Below are 25,209 nucleotides of genomic sequence, written 5' to 3'. Positions count from 1 at the left end.
GTGGTCCGCGCTCTTTACGTTCTCTCCCATGAACATCTGGGGAGCAGCACTCACGCTCTTTGTGTCCACGTACATGGGCGAGGCTTCGATTCCGGGCGTCGCGGTCGCGATCACCAAGGGGGACCAGGTGATCGCGGTCGAAGGTTACGGGCTCGACTCGAGCGGTGCGCCGATCACGGCGGACACGAAGATGGCGATCGCTTCGGTCAGCAAGTCGTTCACTGCACTGGCCGTCCGCCAGCTGGCCGATGCCGGGAAGATCGACCTGGACCGGCCGGTGTTCGAGTCCCGGGTCACCCCGCGGCAGTTGCTCAGCCACAAGTCGGGGATCAGCGACCGCACGTTGGCGGAGAAGAGCTTGCCGCAGCCTTCCAGTCCGGCGGAGGCGGTGGAGCGCGCTCAGGAGGTTCTGCGCTCGGCCGTGCCCGACGGCCAGTTCCGTTACACGAACACCAACTACCACCTGGCCGCACGGCTGGTCGAGCTGGCTTCGGGTGAGAAGTTCGGTGCTTACCTGCAGAAGCACGTTTTCGAGCCGTTGGGGATGCGGGACACGGTCGCGATCGACGTGACGCCGCGCGATCTGCCGGCGGACTACCGGCGTGGTTATGGGTACGCCTATGGGTTTTCTGTTGCTTTGACCGAGCCGGACCGGTTCGTCGCGGGCTCTGATGGTGTGATCACCACGGCTGCGGACATGGCTCGGTGGTTGGTGGCCCAAAAGACTTTGGCGCCGCAGGATGGCATGGGGTGGGAGGCCGATTCGCAGGGGCAGTTGCGGCACAGCGGGATCTGGTTCACCAGCACGGCGGGTCAGTTGCTGACCTCGTCCGGGTACGGGATCGCGGTGATGGCCAACAGCGGGATCACTCTCGGCAACGAGGGCACGTACGCGTTGGAGAACGGCATTGCCGAGATCCTCGACGGCAAGACGCCTGCTGAGCCCTCGTCGTACCGGCTGCTGACGGATCTGGTGCTGGCCGTGCTGACGTTGTTGTCGCTGGGGCTGGGGATTCGTGCGTTGCGGCGGCCACGGAAGTTCCACAAGGCGTGGCAGGTGTTGAGGTTCGTGCCGCTGGGTGTGCTGCTGGCGTTGCCAACGTTGCTGGGGCTGCTGTACGGCGGTGGGCGGGACATCACGTTCTTCCAACTCGCGCACTATTCTTTGCCGCTTGTGGTGTGGTTGGCCGTGTCCAGCGTGATGAACATCAGCGTGGCAGTGGTGAGGTGGCGGCGATGAAGACGGCTGCGCTTGCGGCGTGCGTTGCTGCTGCTGTTGGTGTGTCGTTCTTCATGCAGAGGAACGTTCCGCCGTGGACGGTCGCGGTGTGGGTGCCGTTGTTCGTGATCTCGTTCCTGCTCGGGCGCCGCACTGCTTCCTGGTGGCCGGCCGTGGTGTTCGTGGCGGGCGCCTTCGGTGGGCTCATCGGCCTGTTCCTGGTGGGTCTGGCGGTGGCGCTGCCGTGGTTGCTCGGGCGGGCCGGGCATCAGCAGGCGGCACTGGCTGCCGCCGGGGTTGAGGCCGCTCACCTGCGTGAACGCACTCGGATCGCGCACGAGGTCCACGACACGCTGGGGCATGAGCTGAGCTTGCTGGCGTTGCAGGCGGGGGCGTTGGAGATGACGTTGCCCGCCGAGCACCAGGCTGCTGCCGCTCAGCTTCGCGTGTCGGCGGCTGGTGCCACGGAACGGTTGGCGGACCTGGTGTTCCTGCTCCGCGACGGTGATCCGCCTTCAGGAGTGGGTCTGCAGGACCTCGTCGATCGTGCGGTGTCGGCCGGGTTGCGTGTCGAGTTCACTGTGGAGGGTTCGGTGCCGTCCACTGTGGAGGCGACTGTGCATCGGGTGGTGCAGGAGGCGTTGACGAACGCTGCCAAGCATGCGCCGAAGTCCGTGGTGTCCTTGAAGGTGACCACGGCTGATACGACCACGATGGTCGAGGCCTGCAACGACACCGGGTTGCGGCGAGGTGCGGGGAGCCGGCTGGGCCTGGTCGCGTTGCGCGAACGGGTGCGGATCGCGGGCGGTACGCTGCGGGTCAGCCGTGGTGGCGGAAGGTTCGAGCTGGTCGCCACGCTTCCGCACCCGGGGGAGTCGTGATCCGCGTTCTGCTCGCTGACGACGAGGCGATGGTGCGTGCCGGGGTGCGTGCCATCCTCGGTTCCGATCCTGCTCTCGAGGTGGTGGCCGAGGCGTCGGACGGGCGCGAGGCGATCGATCTGGCGTTGAAACACCGGCCGGACGTGGTGCTGCTGGACGTCCGGATGCCGCGCCTCGACGGCTTGGAGGCGGCGAAGGAGCTGGCGCGCCTGGGGTTCGGCGTGGCGATGCTGACGACGTTCAACGACGACGGCTACCTGGAGCAGGCGCTCGACGGCGGCGCACGCGGGTTCCTGCTGAAGTCAGGGGATCCGCGCGAGCTGATCGCCGGGGTGCACGCGCTGGCGTCCGGTGGTGCCTACCTGGCGCCCAAGGTGGCGGCGCGGATGATCAGCCGGTTCCGCGGTGGGCGGGTCAGCGAGGCCCGTTCCCGCGTGGCGTCGCTGACCGCGCGGGAACGGGACGTGCTGGCGTTGCTGGGGAAAGGTCTGTCGAACGCGCAGATCGCCCGGCGGCTCGACCTGGTCGAGGGCACCGTGAAGGGGCACGTGAGCGCCATCCTGACCCGGCTCGGAGCGGAGAACCGGGTGCAGGCGGCGATCGTCGCGCACGAAGCAGGCCTCTAGAACGGGAAGTGGCCGTGGCCTCCGGCGATGGTGACCCACCTCGTCGCCGAGAAGGCCTCGAGGCCCCACCGGCCGCCGAACCTGCCGTAACCGCTGGACTTCACGCCACCGAACGGCGCCTGCGGCTCGTCGTCCACCGTCTGGTTGCCGACGTGCACGATGCCGGTGCGGATGCGTCGCGCGAGGGCGAGACCGCGCCGGGAGTCCTCGGTGAGAATCCCCGCGGTGAGCCCGTGTTCGGTGTCGTTGGCGATGGCCACGGCCTCGTCGTCGTCATCGACGGTGACGATGACGACGGCCGGGCCGAAGATCTCCTCCTGGAAAATGCGCATCTGCGGGGTCACGCCGTCCAGGACGGTCGCACGCCCGCCGCCACCCGCTCGGACGCGAGCGCCCTCGCTGACCGCCTCGGCGACCAGAGCGGCCACGCGTTCGGCGGCGCGCGGGGTGATCACCGGTCCGACGGCGGTGCCGGGATCGGCGGGGTCGCCATGCGTCAGCGAATCGACCTTGGCGGCGAGCTTCGCGGTGAACTCCTCGGCCACCGCCCGGTGCACCAGGATGCGGTCGGCCGACATGCAGATCTGGCCCGCGTTGAAGAACGCGCTGAACGCCGCCGCGCTGACCGCGTGGTCGAGGTCGGCGTCGTCGAGCACCAGCAGGGAGTTCTTGCCGCCGAGCTCCAGCAGGGCGGGCTTGAGGTGTTGCGCGGCAAGGGTTCCGACGATCCGGCCGACCTCGGTGGAGCCGGTGAAGTTCACCGCGCGCACCCTCGGGTCGGTGATCAACGTGCGGGCGACCTCGGCGGCGTCTTCTGGTGCGTTCGTCACGACGTTGAGCACACCCGCCGGCAGCCCGGCCTCGTGCAGCACGTCGGCGATGAACAGCCCGGCCACGATCGGCGCGTCCTCGCTCGGCTTGAGCACCACGGTGTTGCCGGCGGCGAGCGGCGCGGCGACGGCCCGCGTGCTCAGGATGACCGGGGCGTTCCACGGCGCGAACGCCGCCACCACGCCGAGCGGCTCGCGGATCGCCAGCGACAGCTGCCCCGGCGTCTCCGTCGTGAGCACCTCGCCGACGGGCTGGGTGACCGCCGCGGCCGCCTCGCGCAGGACGTTCGCCGCCAGCATGACGTTGAACCCGGCCCACCCGCCGACGCCGCCGACCTCGTTCGCCATGAGGTTCACGACCTCGGACGTCCGGGCCTCCAGGTCGTCCGCGGCCTTGAGCAGAATGCCGCGCCGCTGCGACGGCGAGGTCGCCGCCCACTGCGCGAACGCCTCCTGAGCCGCGTCGACCGCCCGCGTGACGTCCGCGACGCCACCAGCAGCCACAACGGCGTAGACCTCGCCCGTGTAGGGGTTGAGATCATCAGTGGTGCGGCCGTCCAGCGCGGGAACGCTTTCGCCGCCGATGAATAGCTGACGCTTTTCGCTTGCCACAGTTGAGGATTCAATCGTTCTACCCCGGAATCATCCAAGTCAGGCTTCCGGTGGGTGGAAACCGGACTCCAACGTCCGGCCGATGCCCCGCGCCGCCACCTGCAACGCCGCCACCAGCCGCGCGCGCACGTTCCGCAGGTCCGGCACCACGATCCCGAGCGCCGCCACCACGTGACCGTCCACCTCGACCGGCACCCCGACACTGCACGCGCCGAGCGTCATCTCCTCGAACGTCTGCGCATACCCATCACGCCTGATGCGATGCAACTGCGCCCGCATCCGCCCAGGCTCCGTAACCGTGTACGCCGTGACCCGCGTCAGCCCGTGCGTGAGCACCTCCTCCTGCACCTCCGCCGGCGCGTGCGCGAGCAACACCTTCCCCACCCCAGTCGAGTGCAACGGCAACCTGCTCCCGGTAGAGCTCACGATCGGCACCGACGCATGCCCCGACACCCGGTCGAGGTAGAGCACCTCGGTCCCCTCCCGCACCGCCAGATGCACCACGGCCCGCGTAGCAGCGTGAATGTCGTGCAGAAACGGCTCGGCGACCCGGCTCAGATCCACCTCGCCCGCCGCCAGCAGCCCGAGCCGCCAGATCCGCCGCCCGATGACGTACTCCCCGGACTCCAGCCGCCGCACCGCACCCCACTCGAGCAGCTCGGCCAGCAACCGGTGCGCGGTGCTGATCGGCAACCCGCTGCGCCGCGCGATGCCGCTGAGCGTCTGGCGGCGGTGGCGGGTGTCGAAGGTGCCGAGCAGCGACAGCAGCTTCGAGGAGACGGTGGCGGCCATCCACGAATTCTGCCCGCAGTCTTGCCGGTTCACCCCAGGACGGCCGGTGTCGTCGCGTAGATTGCTGATCACTGTGCGCAGCCGGATGGTGACGGTGGTTTCGTGGTGACGAACAGTCTCTCGGGGTCGGCGGACGGCCAAGCGGTCCAGGCCGGAACGATCATCGGGGACGTCTACCTGTCGCAGCACCCACCGCGTCTGGTTCCGTGGGAGTGCCCACCCGCGCCGAGGCTCTTCGTCGGCCGCGCGGCCGAGCTGCGGCAGTCAGCCGAACTGTGCGTGGAAGGCCAGTCGGTGCTCCTGTTCCACGGGGCGGCCGGTGCGGGCAAGAGCGCGCTCGCGCTGAGGCTGGCGACCGAGGTGCGGGAATCCTTTCCGGACGGCCAGCTCTACCTGAACCTGCGTCAGTACCGGCGTGGCGGCAAGGTGGACCTGTCCGCCGTCGTGACCAAGTTCCTCCGATCCCTCGGCATCGCCGGCGACGCGTTGTCGTGGGAGCTGGGCGAGAAGACCGGGTTGTTGCGCAGTCTGTTGCGCGACAAGCGAATGCTGATCCTGGTCGATCACGTCGCGATGGCAGGGCAGGTCACCGAGTGGCTGCCGGACGGACCGGGCGTGGCCGTGGTCGTGACGTCCAGCGTCGAGCTGACGGGGCTGCGCAGGTACCGGCCGGAGCAGGTGGAGGTGGCGGGCCTGCGCGTGGCCGAGGGCGTCGAGCTGCTCGCCGAGTACTGCGACAGGGTCGAAGCCGAGCGTGAAGCAGCCGAAGAACTCGTGGTGGTGTGCGGCGGGTTGCCCGCCGTGCTGGAGGTCGTCGGGGCACGGCTGGACGACCGCAAGTCCTTGTCCGTCGCCCAAGTCGCCGCCGAACTCGCCGCAGCGCGCAGTCTGGCGTCCCTGCCCGAGGATGTGAGGCCGGTCGTGACCACAGCACTCGACGGTGTCTTCGACGACCTGCCGGACCAGGCCCGCAGGCTGTACACGCTGCTGGGCGTGCACCCTGGCGCGGACCTCGCCTTCGACACGGTCAAGGCCCTCATGCCGGACCCCGAGGACCACCTGATCGAGCTACGGCGAGCCCACCTCGTGGACTGGGACCGGACGGACGCCGGACGGGTGCGGCTGCGCGAGTTCGCGGCGGCGCACGCGGCGGACAAGGCCGAGGAACACCTGAGTCCGGAAGGCCGGGAGATGGCACGTCACCGGCTGGTCCGCCACTACCTGGTCCTCGCGTCGGCCGCCGATCTGAGGGCCAAGGGCGACCGGCTCCGGCTCGCCGAACACGGCGCCGAGGTCAGGACGAGGGCTGAAACACTTCCCGGCGGCAAGGCCGCGCTCGACGCGCTCGACGTCGAACGCCACAACCTGGCCGGCATCGTCGCCACCGCTGCCGAGGCTGGTCTGCACGCGGAGACCTGGCAACTGTGCGAAGCACTCTGGCCGTATTACCTGGACCGCACCGACCACGACGATTGGGTCGAGATAGGCCGCCACGGTGTTGAGGCGGCGATCTCGGTGCGGGACCCGGCGGTCGAGTCGCGGATGCGGTCCCAACTGGCCAGGGCGTTGAGCGAGACGCGGGCCTTCGACAGTGCCGAGGAGGAAGCACGGAAGGCCGTGGAGCTGGCCGAGCGCAGCGGCAACCAGCGCGTCACCGCCGCGGCGGAGGAGTTCGCCGGCAAGGTCTGCGTGGCTCGCGGTGCCTACGACCGCGGCATTCCGCACCTGCGACGGGCACTGCAGCTCAACGTCGACATCGGACGGCAACGCGGCGTGGCGGTGCAGCACCACGCGCTCGCCCAGGCGTTGCATCTCAGCGGCGACAACGAGGCCGCACTCGACCACGCCGATGAAGCACTGACCCTGTTCGAGTCGCTCAGCCAGCCCGAGCCGCGCAACCGCGGCAGCGTGCTCCTGACGAAGGCGAAGGCTCAGGCGGCGTTGTACCGCGAGGAAGAAGCGGAAGCGGCTCTGGAGCAGGCGATCGGGTTGCTGCGGGAGTGCGGTGCACTGAAGCGGGAAGCGGAAGCGCTGGAGCAGCTGGCCGAACTGGACGGCGAGCGGGAAGCCGAGCTCCTGACCGCGGCGAAGTCCATCTACCTGGGCTTGGGTCACCCGGAGGCCGTCGCACGCGTCGTCGACCGGCTCGATCGCACCTAGGATCGGACCGGTGGCCGCAACACAAGAAGGAAGACTCCGCGCCCTGCACCGGGCACTCGCCGCCCACCCCAACCACCCGGTGCTGTTCGCCGACCTGATCCGCGAAGTCTGGGGCGACACACCACCGACCGGTCCGCTCCCCGCCCTGCGCACCCTGGTCAAGCGGCTGCGCAGGTCCATTCCGGACGAGATCGTCACCGACGCGTCCGGCTACCGCCTCAAGGTCCGCACGCCGGGGCCGTGCCAGCTGCCGGCCGACCTGCCGGACTTCGTGGGCCGCGAGCACGAACTGGAGCGCCTCGAACGTCAGGAAGGCGTCATCGCGATCACCGGTGCGCCGGGGGTGGGCAAGACGGCGCTGGCGGTGAGGCTCGCGCATCGGTTGCGGGAGCGGTACTTCGACGGGCAGTTGTACGTGAACCTGCGGGCGTTCGCGGCTGGGCCGCCGGTCACGCCGGAGCAGGCGCTGAGCGGGTTTCTCAAGGCGTTGGGGGTGCCGCAGGCCGCGATTCCGGCGAGCCTTGACGCGCAGGTCGAGTTGTACAAGAGGAAGCTCGACGGCAAACGGGTGTTGGTGGTGCTCGACAACGCGGTTGAGGACGTGATCGAGCCGTTGGTGCCGGATCAGCCGGGGTGCCTGGCGATCCTCACCAGCCGGCACGACCTGCCTGGGCAGTTGCGGCTGGACGTGCTGGGGGACGACGCGGCGCACGAGTTGCTGACCAGCATGCGCGTCGGAGGTACGGCGGACGAGCGCACTGAGCTCGTACGGCTGTGCGCGCACTTGCCGCTCGCGTTGCGCATTGCGGGGGCGAACGTGGCGTACGGGCACATCGAGGACTACCTCGACGAGTTGCGCGGTGACCGGCTGAACGTGTTGGAGATCGACGGGGACGCGGCGGTGCGGGCCACGTTCGAGCTGTCCTACCGGGCGTTGAGCGGTGCGGCGAAGCGGGTGTTCCGGCTGCTGGGGCTGCCGCCCGGTGCGGACATCGGGGTCGACGCGGTCACGGCGCTCGCGGGGAGTGATCCCGAGGCGCAGCTCGACGAGCTGGTGCGGGCCGGGCTCGTCGACCACGTTGGCGTTCGCTATCAGTTGCATGACCTCATCAGGCTGTTTGCTCCTGACGCTGCGGACGACGACGACCGGGCGAGGTTGCTCAAGGGCTATGCGTGGTACTTGAGGACGGCTTACAACGCCATCGGCGAGGTCGTTCCCCAGTTGGACCTGATGACCGAACCCGACCTCACCGGGGCCTGTCTGGAGTTCGAGGGACGGGACGATGCGGCGGCGTGGCTCGACGAGGAGCATGCGAACCTGGTTGCGGCCGCGCTCGCCGCGCCGTCGCCGTACGCGCAGCAGCTCGCGGACGTCGTGCGGATCTATCTGCACGTCGGTCGGTTCGAGATCGACAAGGCGCTGGTGTTCCGGGCCGGGCTGCGGGCGGCGCGGGAGGCGGGTGACCGGTCCGGGCAATGCGCGGCGTTGTTCGGCCTGGGCATGTCGGAGTGGGGGCGCGGCGAGTACCGCGACGCGCTGCACCACTACGGGGCGGCGCTGGAACTCGCGGACGCGCCTGCCACGATCGCGGTGATCAGGAACAACTTCGGGCTCGTGCACCTGGAACTGGGTGAGGTCGCGCAGGCGCGTGCCCACCTCACCGAGGCGCTCGTACTGCGGCGGCAGCTCGGTGACGAACGCGCGGTCGCCAGCACACTGATGAACCTCGGCATCTCCCACGGCGCCAGGGGAGAGCTGCGCGAGGCGGCGCGGTACATCGAGGAGTGCCACGACATCTGCGCGCGGCTCGGCATGAGCACCCAGCGTGCGCTCGTCCTGGACAACCTGTCTGTCGCCTACTTCGAGCTGGGTGAGCTGGACCGGGCACTGGCCGCCAGTCTGGAGTCCGTCCTGCTGAACACCGAAGGGCACCAGATGCGTGCCCTCTCCAACGCACTGGCGAGCCTCGCCCGCATCCGTGCCGAACGCGGCGAGGTCGATGAAGGGCTGGCGACGGCTCAGCGGTGCTTCGACGTCGCGCGGGAGGCCGAGCACCCCAAGTCGCGGATCGACTGCCTGGTCGCGATGGCCGTGCTGGAACCGGAGAAGGCGGAGAAGCACGCGGGGGAGGCGGTCGAGCTCGGCCGCAAGATCGGCTACGAACCCGGTGTGATCACCGCGTCGATCCTGCTCGCCCAGGCCACGGGATCCGTCGAGCTGATCGACGAGGTGCTCACCACGATCCGCGAGACCGACAGCTTCATGGACCACTCACGCGCGTTGCTGGCCCGCGCGCGCATCACCCGTTCCGTTGACACAGCACGACAAGCACTGCAGGCGGCGGAGGACCGCAGCCAGGCGAAGGTCGCTTCGGACGCACGATCGTTCCTGGCCACGCTGTGACGCACCTCGGTGAGGGCTGGGACAGCACGGCGGAGCTGATCGGCGAACGGTGGGTGGAACGCAGGCCGCGCCGCCCGGAGATCGGTCCGCAGCTGCTGCGCGAGTCGGTGGTGATGCCCTGGCTGGCGCCGCAGCTGCCGTTGCCCGTCCCGGTTCCCGTTGTCGTGTCACGAGAACCGGTCGTCGTGCGGCACGAACTGGTTCCCGGCGGCGAACTGGAGACGTTGAACGCGGTGCAAGGCCGGCAACTGGGGGAGTTCCTGCTGGCACTGCACGCGGTACCGGTCGCAGGGGCGTTGAAACGAGGCGTCGGACCGATGACGCTGCCGGTCGAGCGCTTTCGCGACGAGGTGCGCGTGCCCGGTGGCGAGGAGCTGCTGGCCAAGATCGACGGACTCCCCGCGGACACCCTCGTGCACGGCGACCTCGGACCCGAACACGTGCTGGGCCGCGACGGCGTGCTCACCGGCGTCATCGACTTCGGCGACCTGCACGTCGGCGATGCGGCGATCGACCTGGCGTGGGCGCTGCACTCGACACCGCCCGAGTTCGCTCAAGCACTCGCGTCGGCCTACGGGGTGACGAACGAGCTGCGGGAGCGGGCGTTGATCTGGCACCGGCTCGGACCGTGGCACGAAGTGCTGTACGGCAACGACATCGGCGACCCGGTGGTGGCAGCGAATGGGCTGAATGGAGTGCTTGACCGGCTCAGGACCGGGTAATCCCGAGGTGACAGCAACGCACGTCAGGAGGAGAAATGCCCTGGGTTCGCCGGCACCGCCGTAGCGCTCCGTACAGCTGGTTCCGCACCACCACGGTCCGCAGCCACTACCGCAGGCCGTCCGGTGGGTTCCTGATCCCGATCGTGGTCGCCATCGCGGTCATCTTGCTGCTCATCGCTCTGTTCTGAGGGTAATGTCGAAGGCATGGGACAGTTGGGTGAATTGTTCCCGGGACCCAAGGTCCGCCGCGAGGCGACGGACGCCGGTACCGGTGAGGACTACGAGGAGACCGGTCCGCTCGACCTGACCGCGGGCGCGGTCCGGTTGAGGCCGCGGCCGAAGCCCGCCGCGGAGCCGGTTGCGGAGTCCGACGGCGCGGAGTGATCACCGGTACTACCCTTGGCCGGTGCTCGCCGCCGTGCTGTTCCTCATCCCCGCTGTTTTCTTCGTTTATGGGATGGTTCGTGACCGCCGCAGGCTGAGCAACGCCATCTGGCTCGGCATCGCCCTGGTGATGCTGTTGCTGTTGCTCGCGGAGGCCGGTCAGGACAACCCGGTGCTGAGCCTGCCGCTGGTGCTGGCGTTCATGCTGGCCGTGGTCGGCCTGCTGCTGCTCCCGCTGGCGTTGCTGGCCAACGGCCTGGTGATGGTCCGCCGCGAGGGCAGATCGCTGGGCAACCTGTTGTCTTTGCTCGCCGGTCTGGCGTTGTTCGGCGAGATGGTCTACTTCGCATGGGGTATCAGCCAGCCCAACGACTGGGTCCGCGGCAGCGCGATCGGCCTGTTCCTGGTGTCGGCCTACATCGCGTTCTTGTTCGTGAGCCTGTTGCTGTACTCGGTGGTCTACGGCCGTACCGGGCGCCGCCACGGGTTCGACGGCATCGTCGTGCTCGGCGCCGGGCTGGTCGGCTCACGCGTGCCGCCGCTGCTGGCGTCGCGGCTCGACCGCGCATTGCGGCTGTACAAGCGGGATCTCGCCGCGGGACGGTCGCCCGTGATCGTCGTGTCGGGCGGGCAAGGTGCCGACGAGGACGTCTCCGAGGCGTTCGCGATGCGGCAGTACCTGCTGGAACGCGAGGTGCCGGACGACGACGTGGTGCTGGAGGACCAGGCGACCACGACCGAGGAGAACCTCCGCTACAGCAAGAAGTTGCTGGCCGAACGCGGTCTCAACGGCCGGGTCGTCGCCGTCACGAACAACTACCACGTGTTCCGCACCGCCGTGCTGTCGCGCAAGCAGGGGCTGCGGTTGCAGGTCATCGGCGCGCCGACGGCCTGGTACTTCGTGCCGAGCGCGTTCCTGCGGGAGTTCGTGGCGCTGCTGGTCCGCAACCCCGTGGTGCACGGGCTGGCGTGCGCACTGCTGATGGCGGGCGGGCTGGCGTTGACCCAGCTCAACTAGTCGCGGTGGGGAAGAGCCAGGACGGCCGGCCCCACTTCGCGATGAACGACTGAGCGTCCACTTCGGTCTGTGCGACCAGCGTCGGGTCCTCGTACGTGGAAACGTTGCTGTACAGATGTTCTACGGTGACGCCGCCGACCCGGACCGTGCCGCCCGCCGCCTGCGCCTGCCACTCCAGGTCGTCGTCGCCGTACCACCAGCGGAACCGTTCGTCCGCGCGCAGGTTCGCCTGGCCGTCGACCACGAACGCGTATCCGGTCATCCGGTCGACCTTCAGCACCGGGCCCTGCTCGGTGTTGTGCCAGTCGGCGTTGTCACCGGACCGGTCCGGGTAGGCGATCGCGGCACCGTAGCGGTCCAGCGCGCCGACCATCACGGCCAGGAAACCCGGTGGCAGCACCAGATCGTCGTTCAGCACGGCCACCGCGTACTTCTCGCCGGCGGCCTGCTCGTGCGCCCAGTTCAGGCCGATGTTCCACAACCGGCTGATGTTCGGCGGCTGTTCCTCGTCGCGGACGATCTGCGCGGCGACGTCGGCCACGGGCGGAGTGCTCGCGTTGTCGATCACCAGGACCCGCTCGGGTGGGAGATCGAGGCTCCTGATGGTCTGCCGCAGCTCGGCCGGGCGGTCGTGGGTGGGGATGACCGCGAACGTGAGCCTCATGGTCGCCATGATGGCACGGGGCCGGATCGCGCCGGCCCCGTGCTTGATCACAGCGCTTTGATCACATGGTCCGCAGGAGGTCCTTCATCTCGGTGATCTCCTGCTGCTGACCGTCCACGACGGCCTGCGCGAGCTTCTTGGCGTTGGCGTCCTTGCCCTGCTCGAGCTCGGTCTTGGCCATCTCGACGGCACCTTCGTGGTGCTTGATCATCATGTCCAGCCACTGACGGTCGAACTCAGGCCCGCTGGAGCTCTCCAGCTTCGCCATGTCTTCGCCGCTCATCATCCCGGCCATGTCGTGGCCTTCGTGGTTCTGCTTCGTGGTCGCACCCCACTGCTTGAGCCACTCGTTCATCTGAGTGATCTCGGGGTCCTGCGCCTTCTCGACGCGCTCCGCGAGGCCGCGGACCTTTTCGTTGGTGCTGCGGGACGGCACGAGCTTCGCCATCTCCAGCGCCTGCTCGTGGTGCGGGACCATGTTCTGCGCGAACGTGACGTCCGCAGTCAAATCAGGTGCGGCCGTGTTCGGGGAGCTGCTGCAGGCGCTCAAAACGAGCATGCCGACGACAGCCCCGATGAGGGACTTCTTCAAGGGTCGCTTCTCTCTGCGTTTGTGGACAGTGCTGAGTGGACTGAAGAACTCAGTTCCGCAGCACGCAGAGAGTCGTGAGGAGCGGTCTTCCGCCCGGTGGCGGGCGTTGCGGTGTGCTCAGCGGCGTTTCGCTCGGGTGCGCCGCGAGCCGGGGGAGTGCTGTCCGGACCAGGAACCAGGCCGTGACCGCGATGGCGGCCGCGACCAGCACCGCGAGGCACATGTGCAGCAGGTCGTGCTCGTGCGGCTGCTCAGGTTCCTGCTGGTGGGTGACCGTGTGCTCGGCGTGCGGAGTTTCCGCGGCTGCGACATGGTGCATCCCGACGACAGCGAAGACGAGCGCGCACAGGAACACCCACTGGGTGAGCCGGCGCTTCGTCATGTGGCACACCCTACCCGGAGCGTGGCTTGATACGGGTACCCCCTAGGGGTATTGTCGGCACGAACCTGAAGGAGGACGAGATGGACCACGCTCCCGCCAGTCTGACCCGGCAGGCGATCTCCGCGACGCTGCACTGCCTCACCGGCTGTGCGATCGGCGAGGTGCTCGGCATGGTCATCGGCACGGCGCTGGGCTGGGGAAACCTCGCCACGATCGTGCTGGCCGTGGTGCTCGCGTTCGTGTTCGGCTACTCGCTGACCATCCGCCCGGTGCTGAGGTCCGGCCTCGCGTTCAAGGCGGCCCTGGGCGTGGCGCTGGCGGCGGACACGGTCTCGATCGCGGTGATGGAGGTCGTCGACAACGCGGTGATGCTGCTCGTGCCCGGCGCGATGGACGCGGGCCTCGCGAACTGGCTGTTCTGGGCGGCGCTGACGTTCTCGCTGGCCGTCGCGTTCGTGGTGACAGTGCCGGTCAACCGCTGGATGATTGGGCGCGGCAAGGGCCACGCGGTCGTCCACCAGCACCACCACTGACCCCGAACGGCCGGGACGCGCACGTCCCGGCCGTTCCGCTCAGCTCGCGGGGCTGAACCACATGGTCCAGTTCTTCTCCCAGGTCTCGCCGCCGTCGTAGGAGAACGACTGCTCCCAGACCGGCTCCGTGCCCGGCGTCCAGTCGAACCGCACCTTCACCTCGTGCCCGCCGACCACGTCGTCGCCGAGGAACACGCCGTGCCCGTCGGTGAACCGGCCCTCCAGCGGCGGGTCGAGGTGGCCGGGAGCGCGGGTGGAGGCCCACCAGATCCGCCAGACGTCCGCGGCCGGGTCGTACTGGCGCAGCGTCATGCCCTCCCAGCCGTCGGCGAAGAAGCTGTCGATGATCGCCGCACCGCCCAGCAGTGGCCTGGCCTCGGCCGATGCCTCGAACTCGGTCCACTCGGTGCCGCGCCCGATGATGTCGTCGATCTTGCGGTTGGCCACTCGCCACTGTCCGTGCAGGAAATCGAAGTCGCTCGCGCTCATGCCGGTGACGCTAGATCGGTATCCCTGACAAACGTTGTCAGTGATCAAAACATTGACGCAAAGGTCTGGACCATTTTACCGTTCCGGGCAGTGGCCGCCGCCCTAGCCAGGAGGTCCTTCCCTTGCGACTGCTCGCCAGAGTGGTCCCGGTGCTAGCACTGCTAGCCGGGACCGTGATAGCTGTGACCAACGCGCCCATCGCAGCCGCAGCCCACGAGGACTGCCGGCCGGACGGGCTGTACAAGACGCCGGGCGTGGACGTGCCCTACTGCACCGTCTACGACACCTCCGGCCGCGAGAACATGGGGTCCGACAAGTCCCGCCGCGTGATCGGGTACTTCACCAGCTGGCGGACCGGCAAGAACAACCAGCCGGCCTACCTCGCCAAGGACATCCCCTGGAACAAGGTCACGCACCTCAACTACGCGTTCGCGCACATCGACGCGCAGAACAAGATCTCGGTCGGTGCGAACGACGCCGGCAACTCGTCGATCGGCATGGAGTGGCCGGGCGTCCCGGGCGCCGAGATGGACCCGTCGCTGCCCTACAAGGGGCACTTCAACCAGCTCACGAAGTTCAAGAAGCAGAACCCGAACGTCAAGACGCTGATCTCCGTCGGCGGCTGGGCGGAGACCGGTGGCTTCTTCAACGCCGACGGCTCGCGCAACGCGTCCGGCGGCTTCTACAAGCTCGGGCAGAACCAGGCCGCGATCGACACGTTCGCTGACAGCGTCGTCGGTTTCCTGCGCCAGTACGGCTTCAACGGCGCGGACATCGACTACGAGTACGCGACGTCGAACAACCACGCGGGCAACCCCGACGACTTCTGGATCTCCAACGCCAACCGCGGCACCCTGTGGGCCGGCTACCAGGCGATCATGAAGACGCTGCGGGAGAAGCTCGACCGCGCCGGTGCCGCCGACGGCAAGCACTACCTGCTCACCGCCGCCGTGCCCGCCTCCGGCTGGCTGCTGCGCGGCCAGGAGGCGTACCAGGTCGTCAAGTACCTCGACTACCTCAACGTCATGAGCTACGACCTGCACGGTTCGTGGAACCACTTCGTCGGCCCGAACGCCGCGCTCTACGACGACGGCAAGGACGGCGAGCTCTCCGCCGGTGGCGTGTACACGGCACCGCAGTACGAGGGCATGGGCTACCTCAACACCGACTGGGCGTACCACTACTACCGCGGCGCAATGCAGGCCGGACGCATCAACATCGGTGTGCCGTTCTACTCGCGCGGCTGGCAGGGCGTCACCGGTGGCACGAACGGGTTGTGGGGCAAGGCGGCGCTGCCGAACCAGTCACAATGCCCGCCCGGCACCGGTTCCGCGGTCGGCTCGACCACTCCGTGCGGCAACGGCGCGGCCGGCGTCGACAACATCTGGCACGACGTCACGGCTGGTGGCGCCGAGGTTCCATCCGGCGTGAACCCGTTGTGGCACACCAAGAACCTGGAGTCCAAGATCACCGGCTCGTACTCCTCGCAGTACGGCCTCGACCCGGTCAACGACCCGACGGACCGCCTGACCGGCACGTACACGCCGTACTACGACTCGACGCTGAAGTCGCCGTGGCTGTGGAACAACGACAAGAAGGTGTTCCTCTCCACCGAGACCGAGCAGTCGATCGCGGAGAAGGCGAAGTACGTCAAGGACAAGGGCCTCGGCGGCATCATGATCTGGGAGCTCGCCGGCGACTACAGGTACGACTCCACCAAGAAGGAGTACTTCATCGGCGACACGCTGCTGTCGACCATCAACACCGGCCTGAACGGCGCCGCTCCCTACGGTGCTTTGAAGGCTTCGTCCCAGCAGACCCAGTCGCTCGCGGTCGACGTGGACGTCTACGGCTTCGCGTTGGGCGACAACAACTACCCGATCACGCCGAAGATCAAGTTCACCAACCGTTCCGCCGTCACCGTTCCCGGCGGCACGAAGATCGCGTTCGACTACGGCACCAGCGCGCCCGGTGCCATGGCCGACCAGTCCGGGTTCGGGCTGAAGATCGTGTCGAAGGGACACAGCGGGCCGAACGTCGGTGGCCTCAAGGGCGACTTCCAGAAGGCGGAGCTCACGCTGCCGTCGTGGCAGTCGCTGGCTCCCGGCGCCTCGATCGAGCTGACCGTCAGCTACCAGCTGCCGATCTCGACGCCGTCGAACTTCGTGTTCACGTTCGGCGGTCAGTCGTACGCCATCTCGGCCGACCACCCGCGGATCGGCGGCGGCAACCCGCCGACGTCGTCGTCCACCACGACCACCACCACGACGACGACCACCTCGAACCCGCCGACCTGCGCGCTGCCCGCGTGGGAGAACGGCAAGATCTACAACGGTGGCAACGAGGTGTCGCACAAGGGTCGCAAGTGGAGGGCCCAGTGGTGGACGCAGAGCGAGGAGCCCGGCACCACGGGTGAGTGGGGCGTCTGGCGCGACCAGGGCGCCTGCTAGTTCTAGCTGGTTCTACATGTCAGGAATCTGTCAGGCGCGGGGCTTAGGCTGTTCATCGTGACCGCCCAAGACCCGCGCCTGCAGGAGCTCGTCCTGCTCCGCAAGGTCCGCGACCGCATCGACCGCGAGTACCGCGAACCGCTCGACGTCGCGGCGCTGGCCCGCGGCGTGCACCTGTCCGCGGGCCATCTGAGCCGCGCCTTCCGCGCCGCGTTCGGCGAGTCGCCCTACAGCTACCTGATGACCCGCCGCATCGAACGGGCCATGACCCTGCTGCGGCGCGGCGACATGTCCGTCACCGACGTCTGCTTCGAGGTCGGCTGCACCTCGCTCGGCACCTTCAGCACGAGGTTCTCCGAGCTGGTCGGCATGTCACCCAGCCAGTACAAGAAGGTCGCCGCGACCGACGGCCAGGGCATCCCGAACTGCCTGGCCAAGGCCGTCATGCGTCCGATCAGGAATCGAGAAGCGGCGGCCGGTTCGCCCGATTAGGTTGACCACCATGTCAGTCATCATCGCCGCGGCGTTCCTGCCGGCAGACGACCCCGAGAAGTCCCTCGGCTTCTTCCGCGACGCGCTCGGCTTCGAGGTCCGCCAGGACGTCGGCCAGGGCACCATGCGCTGGATCACCGTGGGCCCGCCCGACCAGCCGCAGACCGGCATCGTGCTGCACCCGCCCGCTGCCGACCCCGGCGTGAGCGAGGAGGAGCGCCGCACCATCGCCGTGCTCATGGCGAAGGGCGTCTACACGGCCATCTCGCTCGGCTCGAAGGACCTGCAGGGCACGTTCGACCGCGCGCAGGCGTGGGTCGGGGAGTCCGGTGCGGGTGAGGTGCTGCAGGAGCCGGAGGACCAGCCGTGGGGAGTGCGGGACTGCGCGTTCCGCGACCCGGCGGGCAACCTGGTGCGCATCAACCAGCTGTGACCGTGGTGCCCGGCGCCGCCGGGCACCACACTCCGTGGCTAGCGGGCGCGCGTGCCCTTGAGCTTCACCAGCTCCGATTCGTGGAGGCCCTCCACGACCTTCAACGTGCCGGCCACTGAAGCGTCCGGCTTGGTCATGTACGACTGTGTCGCGGACGGTCGCCCCACCAAGGAGAACCGCAGCTCGCCGCTGATGCCCTTGGTGCTCAGGCCGTTGGTGTCGTGGAACGCCCGCAGGATGCCGTCGCGCGTGAGGTCCTTCTTGCCGCACGCCTTCTCCATCACCGCGACGAACGCCATCGCGACCGTGTAACCGTGCACGGTGTTGATCGTTCCCGGCTCGCCCGGCCAGCGCTGCTGGTAGCCGGCCCGCAGGTCCTTGATGCCTTCGGCGTCGCCGCTCCACGGTGCGAGAGGCGTCGGGATGAGCACCTGCTTGGCGAACACCGGCGCCACCGGTGACTGCATGATCGCCGCGTCGTAGCTGACCGCGCTGACCAGGATCGGCGCGGTCCACCCGAGCTGGGCGGCGATGCCCACCGCGGCGGCGGCCTGCGGTGGGGTCAGGCTGATCACCAGTACCTTGGCGTTGGCCGCCTTCAGCGCGGTGATCTGCTCGGTGAGGTTCGCCGTAGTCTCGGAGACGGCCTGCTCCGCCACCTTCAGGCCCCAGGAGCTCGCGGCGAAGCGGCTGCCTTCCAGGGCGTCGTCGCCGAAGCTGCCGCGCAGGTGAACGTGGCCGATCGTGTCGCCTGCGGCCAGGACACCCTTGCGCTTGTAGTAGTCGAGACCGTTGATGATGTCGAGGTCGTAGGTGGTGCCGACGATCATCATGTGCGGGTTGCCGAGCAGGTCCGAAGCCCACGAGGCGGGCACCGTGAGCGCCCGCGTCTGCATCAGGTCCGGCGCGATGGCGGAGGTCATCGGCTGGCCGAGCACGTCGATGAAGCCGAGCACCTGCGGTTCCAGCTCGAAATAGCCGTCGAGCGCCTTCTGGACGTCGTAGGCGTGGTCCTTCTGCTTCAGCTCAATCCGCCGTCCGCACACGCCGCCGCGTTTGTTGACATCGTCGAGAAAAAGTTCATATCCGCGAATGCGGTAAACCGACGACCCTTTGAACGGTCCTGTCATGTCTGTCAAAACGCCGAGCGAGATCGCATCGGCCGTGACGCCTGGACCGGTCCGTACGGTGGGATTCATCTGGTCATTCCCTGCGCAGCCGGTGAGTGCCGTCAGCAGCAGGGCGGTGCACAACAACAGGTGACGAATGGGCATTCGGGGGCCTTGTCGCAGAGGGCTGGGCGCGGCGTAGCGCGAAGTATTGGGTAACAGGTCCTCGCGCGTCCAATTTTGTGGTCCGAAACACCCCTGAGGGTGAATAGCTTCGATTACCGATGGAAAAGGCTCTCCGGGTACCGTGATCGGGTGGAAGAGCCCGTGTGGAACGAGTGGCGGCGGCCCGGCCCGACGCCCGCGCAACGGCGGCGCGACATCGGCATCGCCGTGCTGGTGCTGTTGTGCGCGGTCGAGGTCACCACCCTGGTCAACAGCATGGGCGCCTACGTCTTCAGCGATCCGCCCGATCTGCCCGCGCAGCTCGGCTGGATGCTCGCGCTGTCCGTGCCCCTGGTCGTGCGCCGCCGCTATCCGCTGGCGGTCATGCTCGTGGTGTCGGCGCTGTTCATCGCCGCGCAGTGGTTCAAGGCCGGCGACACGCTGGTGCCGTCCGCGATCCTGTTCCTCGCGATCTTCACCGTCGGCGCGTGGGAGCAGAACCGCGTCGTGGCGCGTTGGTCCCGCATCGGCGTCATCGTCGCGATGTTCCTGTGGCTCGGGTTCAGCCTCGTGCGCGCTCTGCTCGGCCCCAGGGGCGAGTTCAAGGATGCCGCTGGACCGATGGATCCGGTGCTCGCGTCCGTCCTCTACGGACTCGAGTTCAACCTCTTCTTCTTCCTGTTCGCCTATGTGGTGGGCGAGATGGCGTGGTCGGCGGCCCGGCGGCAGGCACAGCTCGAGTTGCAGGCCGAGGAGCTGCAACGCTCGCAGGAGCAGAACACCCGCGGCGCCATCGCGGCCGAACGCATGCGCATCGCCCGCGACCTGCACGACGTGGTGGCGCACCACGTGTCGGTGATGGGTATCCAGGCCGGTGCCGCGCGCCGGGTGCTGGACTCCGATCCCGCGATGGCGCGCGACGCGTTGCAGACCGTCGAACAGACCGCCCGGACCGCGATCAACGAACTGCGCGGCCTGCTCGGTGTGCTGCGGGCCGACTCCCAGGAGGAACTCCGGGCGGCGCCTGGCCTCGACGACCTGCCGGAGCTGTTCGACCACGCCCGCGCTGCGGGGCTGGACGTGTCGCACGGCGTGTACGGAGACCCTCGAGACGTGCCGTCCAGAGTGGCGTTGTCGGCGTATCGGGTCGTGCAGGAAGCACTCACGAACGTGGTCAAACACGCCGATGCGCAACATGTCGACGTCCGGATGCGTTTCCTGGACAGCGCTTTGGAATTGGAGATCTCCGACGACGGCCGTGGCCGCGGCACGCCCGGTGCCGGCTTCGGACTCGTGGGCATGCGCGAACGCGTGGCGGTGCACGGCGGTTCGCTGGAAGCAGGACCACGGCGAGACGCGGGCTATCTGGTCCGTGCATCTCTGCCGACAGAGGAGAAGGTGTGAGTCTGCGAGTTGTGCTGGCCGACGACCAGGACCTGGTCCGCGCTGGCTTTCGCGTCATCCTCGGCACCGAGCCCGGCATCGAGGTGGTCGGAGAGGCGGGTGACGGCGCTCAAGCCGTCGAACTCGTGGCGTCACTGCGGCCGGACGTCGTGCTGATGGACGTCCAGATGCCGCGCATGGACGGCCTCCAAGCCACCCGCCAGATCCTGTCCGCCGGTCACGGCACCCGAGTGGTCATCCTGACGACGTTCGACCGCGAGGACTACCTGTTCGAGGCACTGCAAGCGGGTGCGAGCGGGTTCCTGCTGAAGAACGCCTCGCCGGAGGACCTCGTCGAGTCCGTGCGGGTGGTGGCGCGCGGCGACGCGTTGCTGTCGCCCGAGGTCACGCGGCGGGTGATCGCACGGTTCAGCACCGCCCGCGAACGCACCAGGCCGCCTTCGCTGACCGACCGCGAGTTCGAGGTGCTGGTCGAACTGGCCAAGGGCGCGTCCAACGCGGAGATCGCCGCCGCGCTGTTCCTGGGCGAGACAACGGTGAAGACGCACGTCTCGCGGGTGCTGGCGAAGCTCGGGTTGCGCGATCGCACGCACGCCGTGGTGTTCGCCTACGAGCAGGGGATCGTCACACCGGGAGGCTGAGCTGGACCACCTCCCGGGCTCGCTGTCCGGATCAGGCGGCACGTGCGTCACTGCGGGTCAGAGGTAGATGGCCAGGGCCACGGTGGCGACCCAGGCCAGGCCGAGGGACTGCAGAACGTGGTCGGAGCGGGCCAGATCGTCCGGGGCGCCTGCCTTTCCGCTGTCGACGTCCACGGCGTAGCGCAGGACGGCGATGACGAACGGGATCATGGACAGCGCCGCCCACGGGCTGCCGGTGCGCTGGCCCAGTTCGAACGCCCACAGGCCGTAGGTCATGTTCATGACCGCGGCCGAGGTGGCCCAGACGAACCGCAGGTAGGTCTCGGAGTACTTGGTCAGCGAGTGGCGGATCGCGGCACCGGTGGCGTGGAAGAGCTTGATCTCCGCGTACCGCTTGCCCGCCACGATGAACAGCGACCCGAAGGCGGTCACGAGCAGGAACCACTGGCTGGGGGCGATGTCCGCGCCCAGCCCGCCCGCGATGCTGCGGAGCAGGAATCCCGAGGCGACCACGCAGAGTTCGAGCACCGGCTGGTGTTTCAGGCCGAAGCAGTAGGCGAGCTGGACCGTCAGGTAGACGGCCATGAGCACGACGAGTTTCCAGCCCGCCACCGCGCCGATCGTCAGTGACGCGGCCATCAGCACGCCGGCCGTGCCGAAGGCGAGCGGGACGGGCACGATGCCCGCCGCGATCGGCCGGTTTCGCTTCTTCGGGTGGGCGCGGTCGGCTTCCGCGTCCTTCGCGTCGTTGACCAGGTACACGGCCGAGGCGGCGCAGCAGAACGCCACGAACGCCAGCCCTGCCGAGCGCAGCACGGCCGTTTCCGCGATCCTGCTCGACGCGAAGGGCGCGGCCAGCACGAGAACGTTCTTCACCCACTGGTGCGGGCGGGCGGTCCTGATCAGTCCACGAACGACGGACGGCCTGGTCTCTGTCGCCACGGTCATCGACGACCCCACACGATGCGGCGCACACCGCGTGCCACCACGGCACCCAGCACGGCGCCGGCCAGCACGTCGGTCGGGTAGTGCACGCCCAGCACCAGCCTGCTGATCACCATGGGCGGCACCAGGATCGGCACCAGCGGCTGGTTGGTGAGCGCACCGTAGGCGACCGCGGCGGTCGTGGTGGAGGTCGCGTGTGACGACGGGAAGCTCAGCTTGCTCGGAGTGCCCGCGAGCACCATGACGCCCGCGTGGTGCGGGCGTCTGCGGCGCACCACGCGTTTCACCACGATGGATGTTGCGTGCGCGGCCACCACGGAGGTGGTCGCGACTGTCCATTCCGGACGGCGGCGGTGGTCGACGAGCCAGCCCGCGACGCCCAGCAACAGCCAGCCGGCGCTGTGCTCGCCGAAGAACGACAGCATGCGGGCCGCACGTACCACCGGCTTCTTCGCGAGCGCCGACTGCACGGCGATCAATGCCGCGGCTTCACGATCGCTCATCGGATGCCTTCCCAACCCATGCGGGTCTGGGTGTCGTGGGTGAGGGTGTACTGACCGGTCTCGTGGAGCGGCTTGGTCTGGTACACCTGGATCGGGAACGCGCCGGGGAAGTCCCGCATTCGCACTGGCAACGCGGTGACCTCCTGTGTGGCGAGGACGTCGCCGAACAACGCGCCGCGCACGGGTTGCCAGGTCGCGTCGGTCAGGCCGAGCCACTGCGTGTTGCCGTACTGCACCGCGTAGGAGATCGGTTCGATCACGCCGTTCTGGACCCGTGGCTGGCGTTGGCAGGGGAACAGGAACGCGAACTGCCATGCGACACCGACGGCTGCCTCGCGGGGCAGGAACTCCCGCAGCGGCTGGTACTTCTGCGCGGCGGGCGGGGTGAACTCGCCCTCGCCGGTGAGCCGTACCTGCGTCGCGCCCGCCGGTGCCGGCGGCAGCACGAGGGTGCGGCGCAGCGGGCTGTCCACGCCGTCGGTGAGCTTGCCGGTGCCGAGCACCTCCGCGTTCGACGTCGCGTACTCGTAGGTGACGGGCGTGGGTTTGCCGGTGACGACGGTCGCGAGCTGGTCGGTCTGGATCGCGAACCACTTGTCCGGCAACGGGACCAGCGGTCGTGGTGTCGCCACCTCGATCGCGTCCGCCGCGGCGCAGCGGGCGGCGAGCGGGTCCTGGACGCTCGCCGCCCACGGCGACCACGTGTCCAGCGTGCGCGCGGTCGCGACCGCGAAGCCGCCCACCAGATACGTGATGGTGGCCGCGAAGAACATCACGACCACGACCGGTATCGCGATGACCGGGGCGTAAGAACCCTTGCCGCGCCGGTACAGGACGAATGCCACGATGGCGATCAGCAGCAACCACCAGTAGGGCTTGTCGAACTTGAGCACCGACACGTGCGGCGGGACGCCCGCGGACGGCAGGCCCAGGTGCCACGAGTATGGCCACAGGTTGGCGCCGTGACCGGCCAGGCCGAGCATCGCGACGACGCTCACGACGCCGCCGAGCAGCACCGGTACCGGCACGCGGCGGTCGTTGGTCAGCTCACGGATCAACGGCACCGAGGACAGCAGCATCAGCGCGAGGAACACCGAGCCGATCCCGGCGAGGCTGCCGAAGTGGTGCGTCCACTTGCTGGGGGTGAACCACAGCAGGAAGAACGCGAACAGCGTCGACCAGCCCGCGAGCGCGAGCCGTGGCGGTACGTCGATGCGGCGTGCTCGTGCGGCCGTGACCAGCACGACGAACCAGACGAGCAGGACGACGCACACCAGCACCGGTGCTCGCTTGGCGTAGTTCGCCATGGCGTCGCCCTGGTTGAGCAGGAACATCCAGCGGGCGAACTCGGTGTACCAGGTGTCGGAGCCGGCCATCTTCTTGAAGATCTCCTGTGCGTACAGGAAATCCCGCAGAGTTCCGTCGCTGAACGCCATGATCATCGCGACCGCGGCGGGGGAGACCACCGCGAGTGTTCTCGCCACGATCGTGCGCCAGCCCGCGTCCTTCGTCAGGAGCTTCCACGCGAACGGCAGGCCGGCCAGCAGCGGCGCGAGGGTGGTGAAACCGGTGGGGTGCGCGAAGAACCCGATGGCCGCGATGCCGACGGCCGCGCCCAGCAACGCCAGTCGTTGCCGTTCGACCGCGACCGTCACCGCGAGCAGGGCGAGCATGCCGCACATCGTCACGACGCCCTCGGGTCGCACGCCCATGTCCAGCGGCAGCCACCACACCAGGAACGCCGCGCCCAGGACGATTCCGCTGAACCTGCCGGTGAACTTCCCCGTCACGTAATGACGTGCGGCGAACCACGTCACGAGCCCGAACAGCAGTGCCGGTATGCGCAGAACCACCGGGGCGAAGCCGAACACCTGCCATTTGGCCAGGAAGTAGTAGAACCAGGAGAACGGTGTGAAGCCCTGGTTGAGGATCTGGTAGTAGTTGCCGACATAGCCCTCGAACGGCACGTTCTTGGCCATCGCGCTGTAGTAGCCGTCGTCGTCGGACATCGGCGCCAGGAACAGCCAGAGCAACATGATCGCGGGGACGACCAGGTCGATCGGGCTCAGCCGCAACCGGAATCGGCCCGGCTCGCGCCGCACCCGCCGGTCCAGCAGGACGAGACAGGTGAACGCGGTCGCCGCGGCCAGTGCGAGCAGCACCATCAGCGCGATCTTGAGCGGTGCGGGGCTGGTGCTGAACTGGTCGTCCACCTGAATCCGCACGGACAGGTCGGGACTGCTCAGGCTGGTGATCGAGGTCGCCAGCACGTGCACGTCCGGCATGGTCGCGGATCGACCGATCTCCGTGCCGTCCCGCAGGATGCTCAGCCCGCCGCGGTCGCCGCGGATCTGGTACGTGCAGTCGCCCGCGGGCACCGGCTCGTCCAGGGTGGTGACGCCGCTGATCAGCAGACGACCGTTCTCGGCCTGGACGACGAGACCGCGTTGTCCGGCTGCCGCGGGATCGATCGTCGCGAACACCGTGCCACCACTGGCCTGTGCGGCCCTGATGGCCCCGCAACCGAAGCGCGCGTCCATCTCGAATGGACGGTAGGCGCTCAGCGCGAGCATCGTGGAACGCGGCGCGGACGCGTTCGCCGGCCAGGTGACGGCCGGGTCGTTGATCGTCACGGGCGCGAGCGGCATCAGCGCCGACAACAGCACGGTGAGCGCACCGGACACGACCGCGACAGCCAGCAGCCGTCTCTTCCTCGGCACGGGCGCAGCGGTGGTGGAGGGCGCTTCAGGCGTCTCGGG

The 25,209-nt window shown here is 68.5% G+C and carries 25 protein-coding genes; 15 read left to right on the top strand and 10 right to left on the bottom strand.

What is annotated here, in order from left to right:
- The first annotated feature begins 28 nt into the window (after positions 1-28).
- Genes ACWGE0_RS19315 through ACWGE0_RS19305 form a run of 3 tightly spaced genes read left to right on the top strand, consistent with a single transcriptional unit; the run spans position 29 to position 2,726 of the window.
- Positions 29-1,240, top strand: a complete 1,212-nt coding sequence (locus ACWGE0_RS19315) for a serine hydrolase domain-containing protein (protein ID WP_452262255.1) — start codon at positions 29-31, stop codon at positions 1,238-1,240.
- Positions 1,237-2,100: a sensor histidine kinase gene (locus tag ACWGE0_RS19310; protein ID WP_452262254.1), complete on the top strand. Its 864-nt coding sequence runs from the start codon at positions 1,237-1,239 to the stop codon at positions 2,098-2,100. The genes ACWGE0_RS19315 and ACWGE0_RS19310 overlap by 4 nt, the downstream gene beginning before the upstream one ends.
- Positions 2,097-2,726, top strand: coding sequence for a response regulator (locus ACWGE0_RS19305; protein WP_452262253.1), 630 nt, complete (start codon positions 2,097-2,099; stop codon positions 2,724-2,726). Before ACWGE0_RS19310 ends, ACWGE0_RS19305 begins: the two co-directional genes overlap by 4 nt.
- Here the strand turns inward: ACWGE0_RS19305 and ACWGE0_RS19300 are convergent.
- Together ACWGE0_RS19300 and ACWGE0_RS19295 are read right to left on the bottom strand one after the other, a co-directional pair.
- Entirely contained in the window at positions 2,723-4,168 is a 1,446-nt protein-coding gene (locus tag ACWGE0_RS19300) for an aldehyde dehydrogenase family protein (protein ID WP_452262252.1), read from the bottom strand. The genes ACWGE0_RS19305 and ACWGE0_RS19300 overlap by 4 nt on opposite strands.
- Before the next feature lie 39 nt (positions 4,169-4,207).
- Positions 4,208-4,960 (bottom strand): IclR family transcriptional regulator, encoded by a 753-nt coding sequence (locus ACWGE0_RS19295; protein WP_452262251.1) that lies wholly within the window; start codon positions 4,958-4,960, stop codon positions 4,208-4,210.
- Between the two features lie 102 nt (positions 4,961-5,062).
- Here ACWGE0_RS19295 and ACWGE0_RS19290 point away from each other — a divergent pair, with 102 nt between their 5' ends.
- Genes ACWGE0_RS19290 through ACWGE0_RS19265 form a run of 6 tightly spaced genes read left to right on the top strand, consistent with a single transcriptional unit; the run spans position 5,063 to position 11,648 of the window.
- Positions 5,063-7,120 carry an NB-ARC domain-containing protein gene (locus ACWGE0_RS19290; RefSeq protein ID WP_452262250.1) on the top strand — a complete coding sequence of 686 codons (2,058 nt, stop codon included), beginning with the start codon at positions 5,063-5,065 and terminating at the stop codon, positions 7,118-7,120.
- 10 nt (positions 7,121-7,130) lie between these two features.
- A complete protein-coding gene (locus tag ACWGE0_RS19285; RefSeq protein WP_452262249.1) occupies positions 7,131-9,524 on the top strand; it encodes a tetratricopeptide repeat protein in 2,394 nt (797 codons plus the stop codon).
- Positions 9,521-10,246 carry a phosphotransferase gene (locus ACWGE0_RS19280; RefSeq protein WP_452262248.1) on the top strand — a complete coding sequence of 242 codons (726 nt, stop codon included), beginning with the start codon at positions 9,521-9,523 and terminating at the stop codon, positions 10,244-10,246. The genes ACWGE0_RS19285 and ACWGE0_RS19280 overlap by 4 nt, the downstream gene beginning before the upstream one ends.
- A 35-nt stretch (positions 10,247-10,281) precedes the next feature.
- Positions 10,282-10,434, top strand: a complete 153-nt coding sequence (locus ACWGE0_RS19275) for a hypothetical protein (RefSeq protein WP_452262247.1) — start codon at positions 10,282-10,284, stop codon at positions 10,432-10,434.
- Between the two features lie 16 nt (positions 10,435-10,450).
- Positions 10,451-10,630 (top strand): hypothetical protein, encoded by a 180-nt coding sequence (locus ACWGE0_RS19270; protein ID WP_452262246.1) that lies wholly within the window; start codon positions 10,451-10,453, stop codon positions 10,628-10,630.
- Positions 10,631-10,652: 22 nt separating this feature from the next.
- Positions 10,653-11,648 (top strand): YdcF family protein, encoded by a 996-nt coding sequence (locus tag ACWGE0_RS19265; RefSeq protein ID WP_452262245.1) that lies wholly within the window; start codon positions 10,653-10,655, stop codon positions 11,646-11,648.
- On the opposite strand, the gene ACWGE0_RS19260 is transcribed toward ACWGE0_RS19265, so the two are convergent.
- The 3 genes from ACWGE0_RS19260 to ACWGE0_RS19250 all read right to left on the bottom strand — a co-directional run bounded on the left by ACWGE0_RS19260 (position 11,641) and on the right by ACWGE0_RS19250 (position 13,286).
- Positions 11,641-12,312 (bottom strand): glycosyltransferase family 2 protein, encoded by a 672-nt coding sequence (locus ACWGE0_RS19260; protein ID WP_452262244.1) that lies wholly within the window; start codon positions 12,310-12,312, stop codon positions 11,641-11,643. The genes ACWGE0_RS19265 and ACWGE0_RS19260 overlap by 8 nt on opposite strands.
- A 61-nt stretch (positions 12,313-12,373) precedes the next feature.
- Positions 12,374-12,904: a DUF305 domain-containing protein gene (locus ACWGE0_RS19255; RefSeq protein ID WP_452262243.1), complete on the bottom strand. Its 531-nt coding sequence runs from the start codon at positions 12,902-12,904 to the stop codon at positions 12,374-12,376.
- Between the two features lie 49 nt (positions 12,905-12,953).
- Positions 12,954-13,286 carry a hypothetical protein gene (locus ACWGE0_RS19250; protein WP_452262242.1) on the bottom strand — a complete coding sequence of 111 codons (333 nt, stop codon included), beginning with the start codon at positions 13,284-13,286 and terminating at the stop codon, positions 12,954-12,956.
- Between the two features lie 80 nt (positions 13,287-13,366).
- Here ACWGE0_RS19250 and ACWGE0_RS19245 point away from each other — a divergent pair, with 80 nt between their 5' ends.
- Entirely contained in the window at positions 13,367-13,819 is a 453-nt protein-coding gene (locus tag ACWGE0_RS19245) for a DUF4396 domain-containing protein (protein WP_452262241.1), read from the top strand.
- A 39-nt stretch (positions 13,820-13,858) separates the two neighbouring features.
- Here ACWGE0_RS19245 and ACWGE0_RS19240 read toward each other — a convergent pair whose 3' ends face one another.
- On the bottom strand, positions 13,859-14,308 hold the full coding sequence (locus tag ACWGE0_RS19240; RefSeq protein WP_452262240.1) for a hypothetical protein: 450 nt from the start codon (positions 14,306-14,308) through the stop codon (positions 13,859-13,861).
- Positions 14,309-14,481: 173 nt separating this feature from the next.
- On the opposite strand from ACWGE0_RS19240, the gene ACWGE0_RS19235 reads away from it, so the two are divergent.
- From ACWGE0_RS19235 to ACWGE0_RS19225, 3 genes are read left to right on the top strand one after another with little or no spacing between them, the layout of a single operon-like run.
- Positions 14,482-16,758 (top strand): glycosyl hydrolase family 18 protein, encoded by a 2,277-nt coding sequence (locus tag ACWGE0_RS19235; RefSeq protein WP_452262266.1) that lies wholly within the window; start codon positions 14,482-14,484, stop codon positions 16,756-16,758.
- 57 nt (positions 16,759-16,815) lie between these two features.
- Positions 16,816-17,250 (top strand): helix-turn-helix transcriptional regulator, encoded by a 435-nt coding sequence (locus tag ACWGE0_RS19230; RefSeq protein ID WP_452262239.1) that lies wholly within the window; start codon positions 16,816-16,818, stop codon positions 17,248-17,250.
- A 10-nt stretch (positions 17,251-17,260) separates the two neighbouring features.
- On the top strand, positions 17,261-17,683 hold the full coding sequence (locus ACWGE0_RS19225) for a VOC family protein (protein WP_452262238.1): 423 nt from the start codon (positions 17,261-17,263) through the stop codon (positions 17,681-17,683).
- 38 nt (positions 17,684-17,721) lie between these two features.
- Here ACWGE0_RS19225 and ACWGE0_RS19220 read toward each other — a convergent pair whose 3' ends face one another.
- Positions 17,722-18,882 (bottom strand): ABC transporter substrate-binding protein, encoded by a 1,161-nt coding sequence (locus tag ACWGE0_RS19220; RefSeq protein ID WP_452262237.1) that lies wholly within the window; start codon positions 18,880-18,882, stop codon positions 17,722-17,724.
- A 225-nt stretch (positions 18,883-19,107) separates the two neighbouring features.
- Between ACWGE0_RS19220 and ACWGE0_RS19215 the strand changes: the two genes are divergently transcribed.
- Together ACWGE0_RS19215 and ACWGE0_RS19210 are read left to right on the top strand one after the other, a co-directional pair.
- Entirely contained in the window at positions 19,108-20,361 is a 1,254-nt protein-coding gene (locus ACWGE0_RS19215; protein ID WP_452262236.1) for a sensor histidine kinase, read from the top strand.
- Positions 20,358-21,002 (top strand): response regulator, encoded by a 645-nt coding sequence (locus ACWGE0_RS19210; protein WP_452262235.1) that lies wholly within the window; start codon positions 20,358-20,360, stop codon positions 21,000-21,002. Before ACWGE0_RS19215 ends, ACWGE0_RS19210 begins: the two co-directional genes overlap by 4 nt.
- Before the next feature lie 57 nt (positions 21,003-21,059).
- Here ACWGE0_RS19210 and ACWGE0_RS19205 read toward each other — a convergent pair whose 3' ends face one another.
- Genes ACWGE0_RS19205 through ACWGE0_RS19195 form a run of 3 tightly spaced genes read right to left on the bottom strand, consistent with a single transcriptional unit; the run spans position 21,060 to position 25,170 of the window.
- Entirely contained in the window at positions 21,060-21,950 is an 891-nt protein-coding gene (locus ACWGE0_RS19205) for a decaprenyl-phosphate phosphoribosyltransferase (protein ID WP_452262234.1), read from the bottom strand.
- On the bottom strand, positions 21,947-22,450 hold the full coding sequence (locus tag ACWGE0_RS19200; protein WP_452262233.1) for a phosphatase PAP2 family protein: 504 nt from the start codon (positions 22,448-22,450) through the stop codon (positions 21,947-21,949). The genes ACWGE0_RS19205 and ACWGE0_RS19200 overlap by 4 nt, the downstream gene beginning before the upstream one ends.
- Complete coding sequence (locus ACWGE0_RS19195) at positions 22,447-25,170, bottom strand: arabinosyltransferase domain-containing protein (protein WP_452262232.1); 2,724 nt, start codon at positions 25,168-25,170, stop codon at positions 22,447-22,449. Before ACWGE0_RS19195 ends, ACWGE0_RS19200 begins: the two co-directional genes overlap by 4 nt.
- Positions 25,171-25,209: the final 39 nt, after the last annotated feature.

The organism is Lentzea sp. NPDC054927, assembly GCF_053610285.1.
The sequence above is the reverse complement of the archived record's forward strand: the minus strand, read 5'-3'. Positions and strand labels throughout refer to the sequence as shown.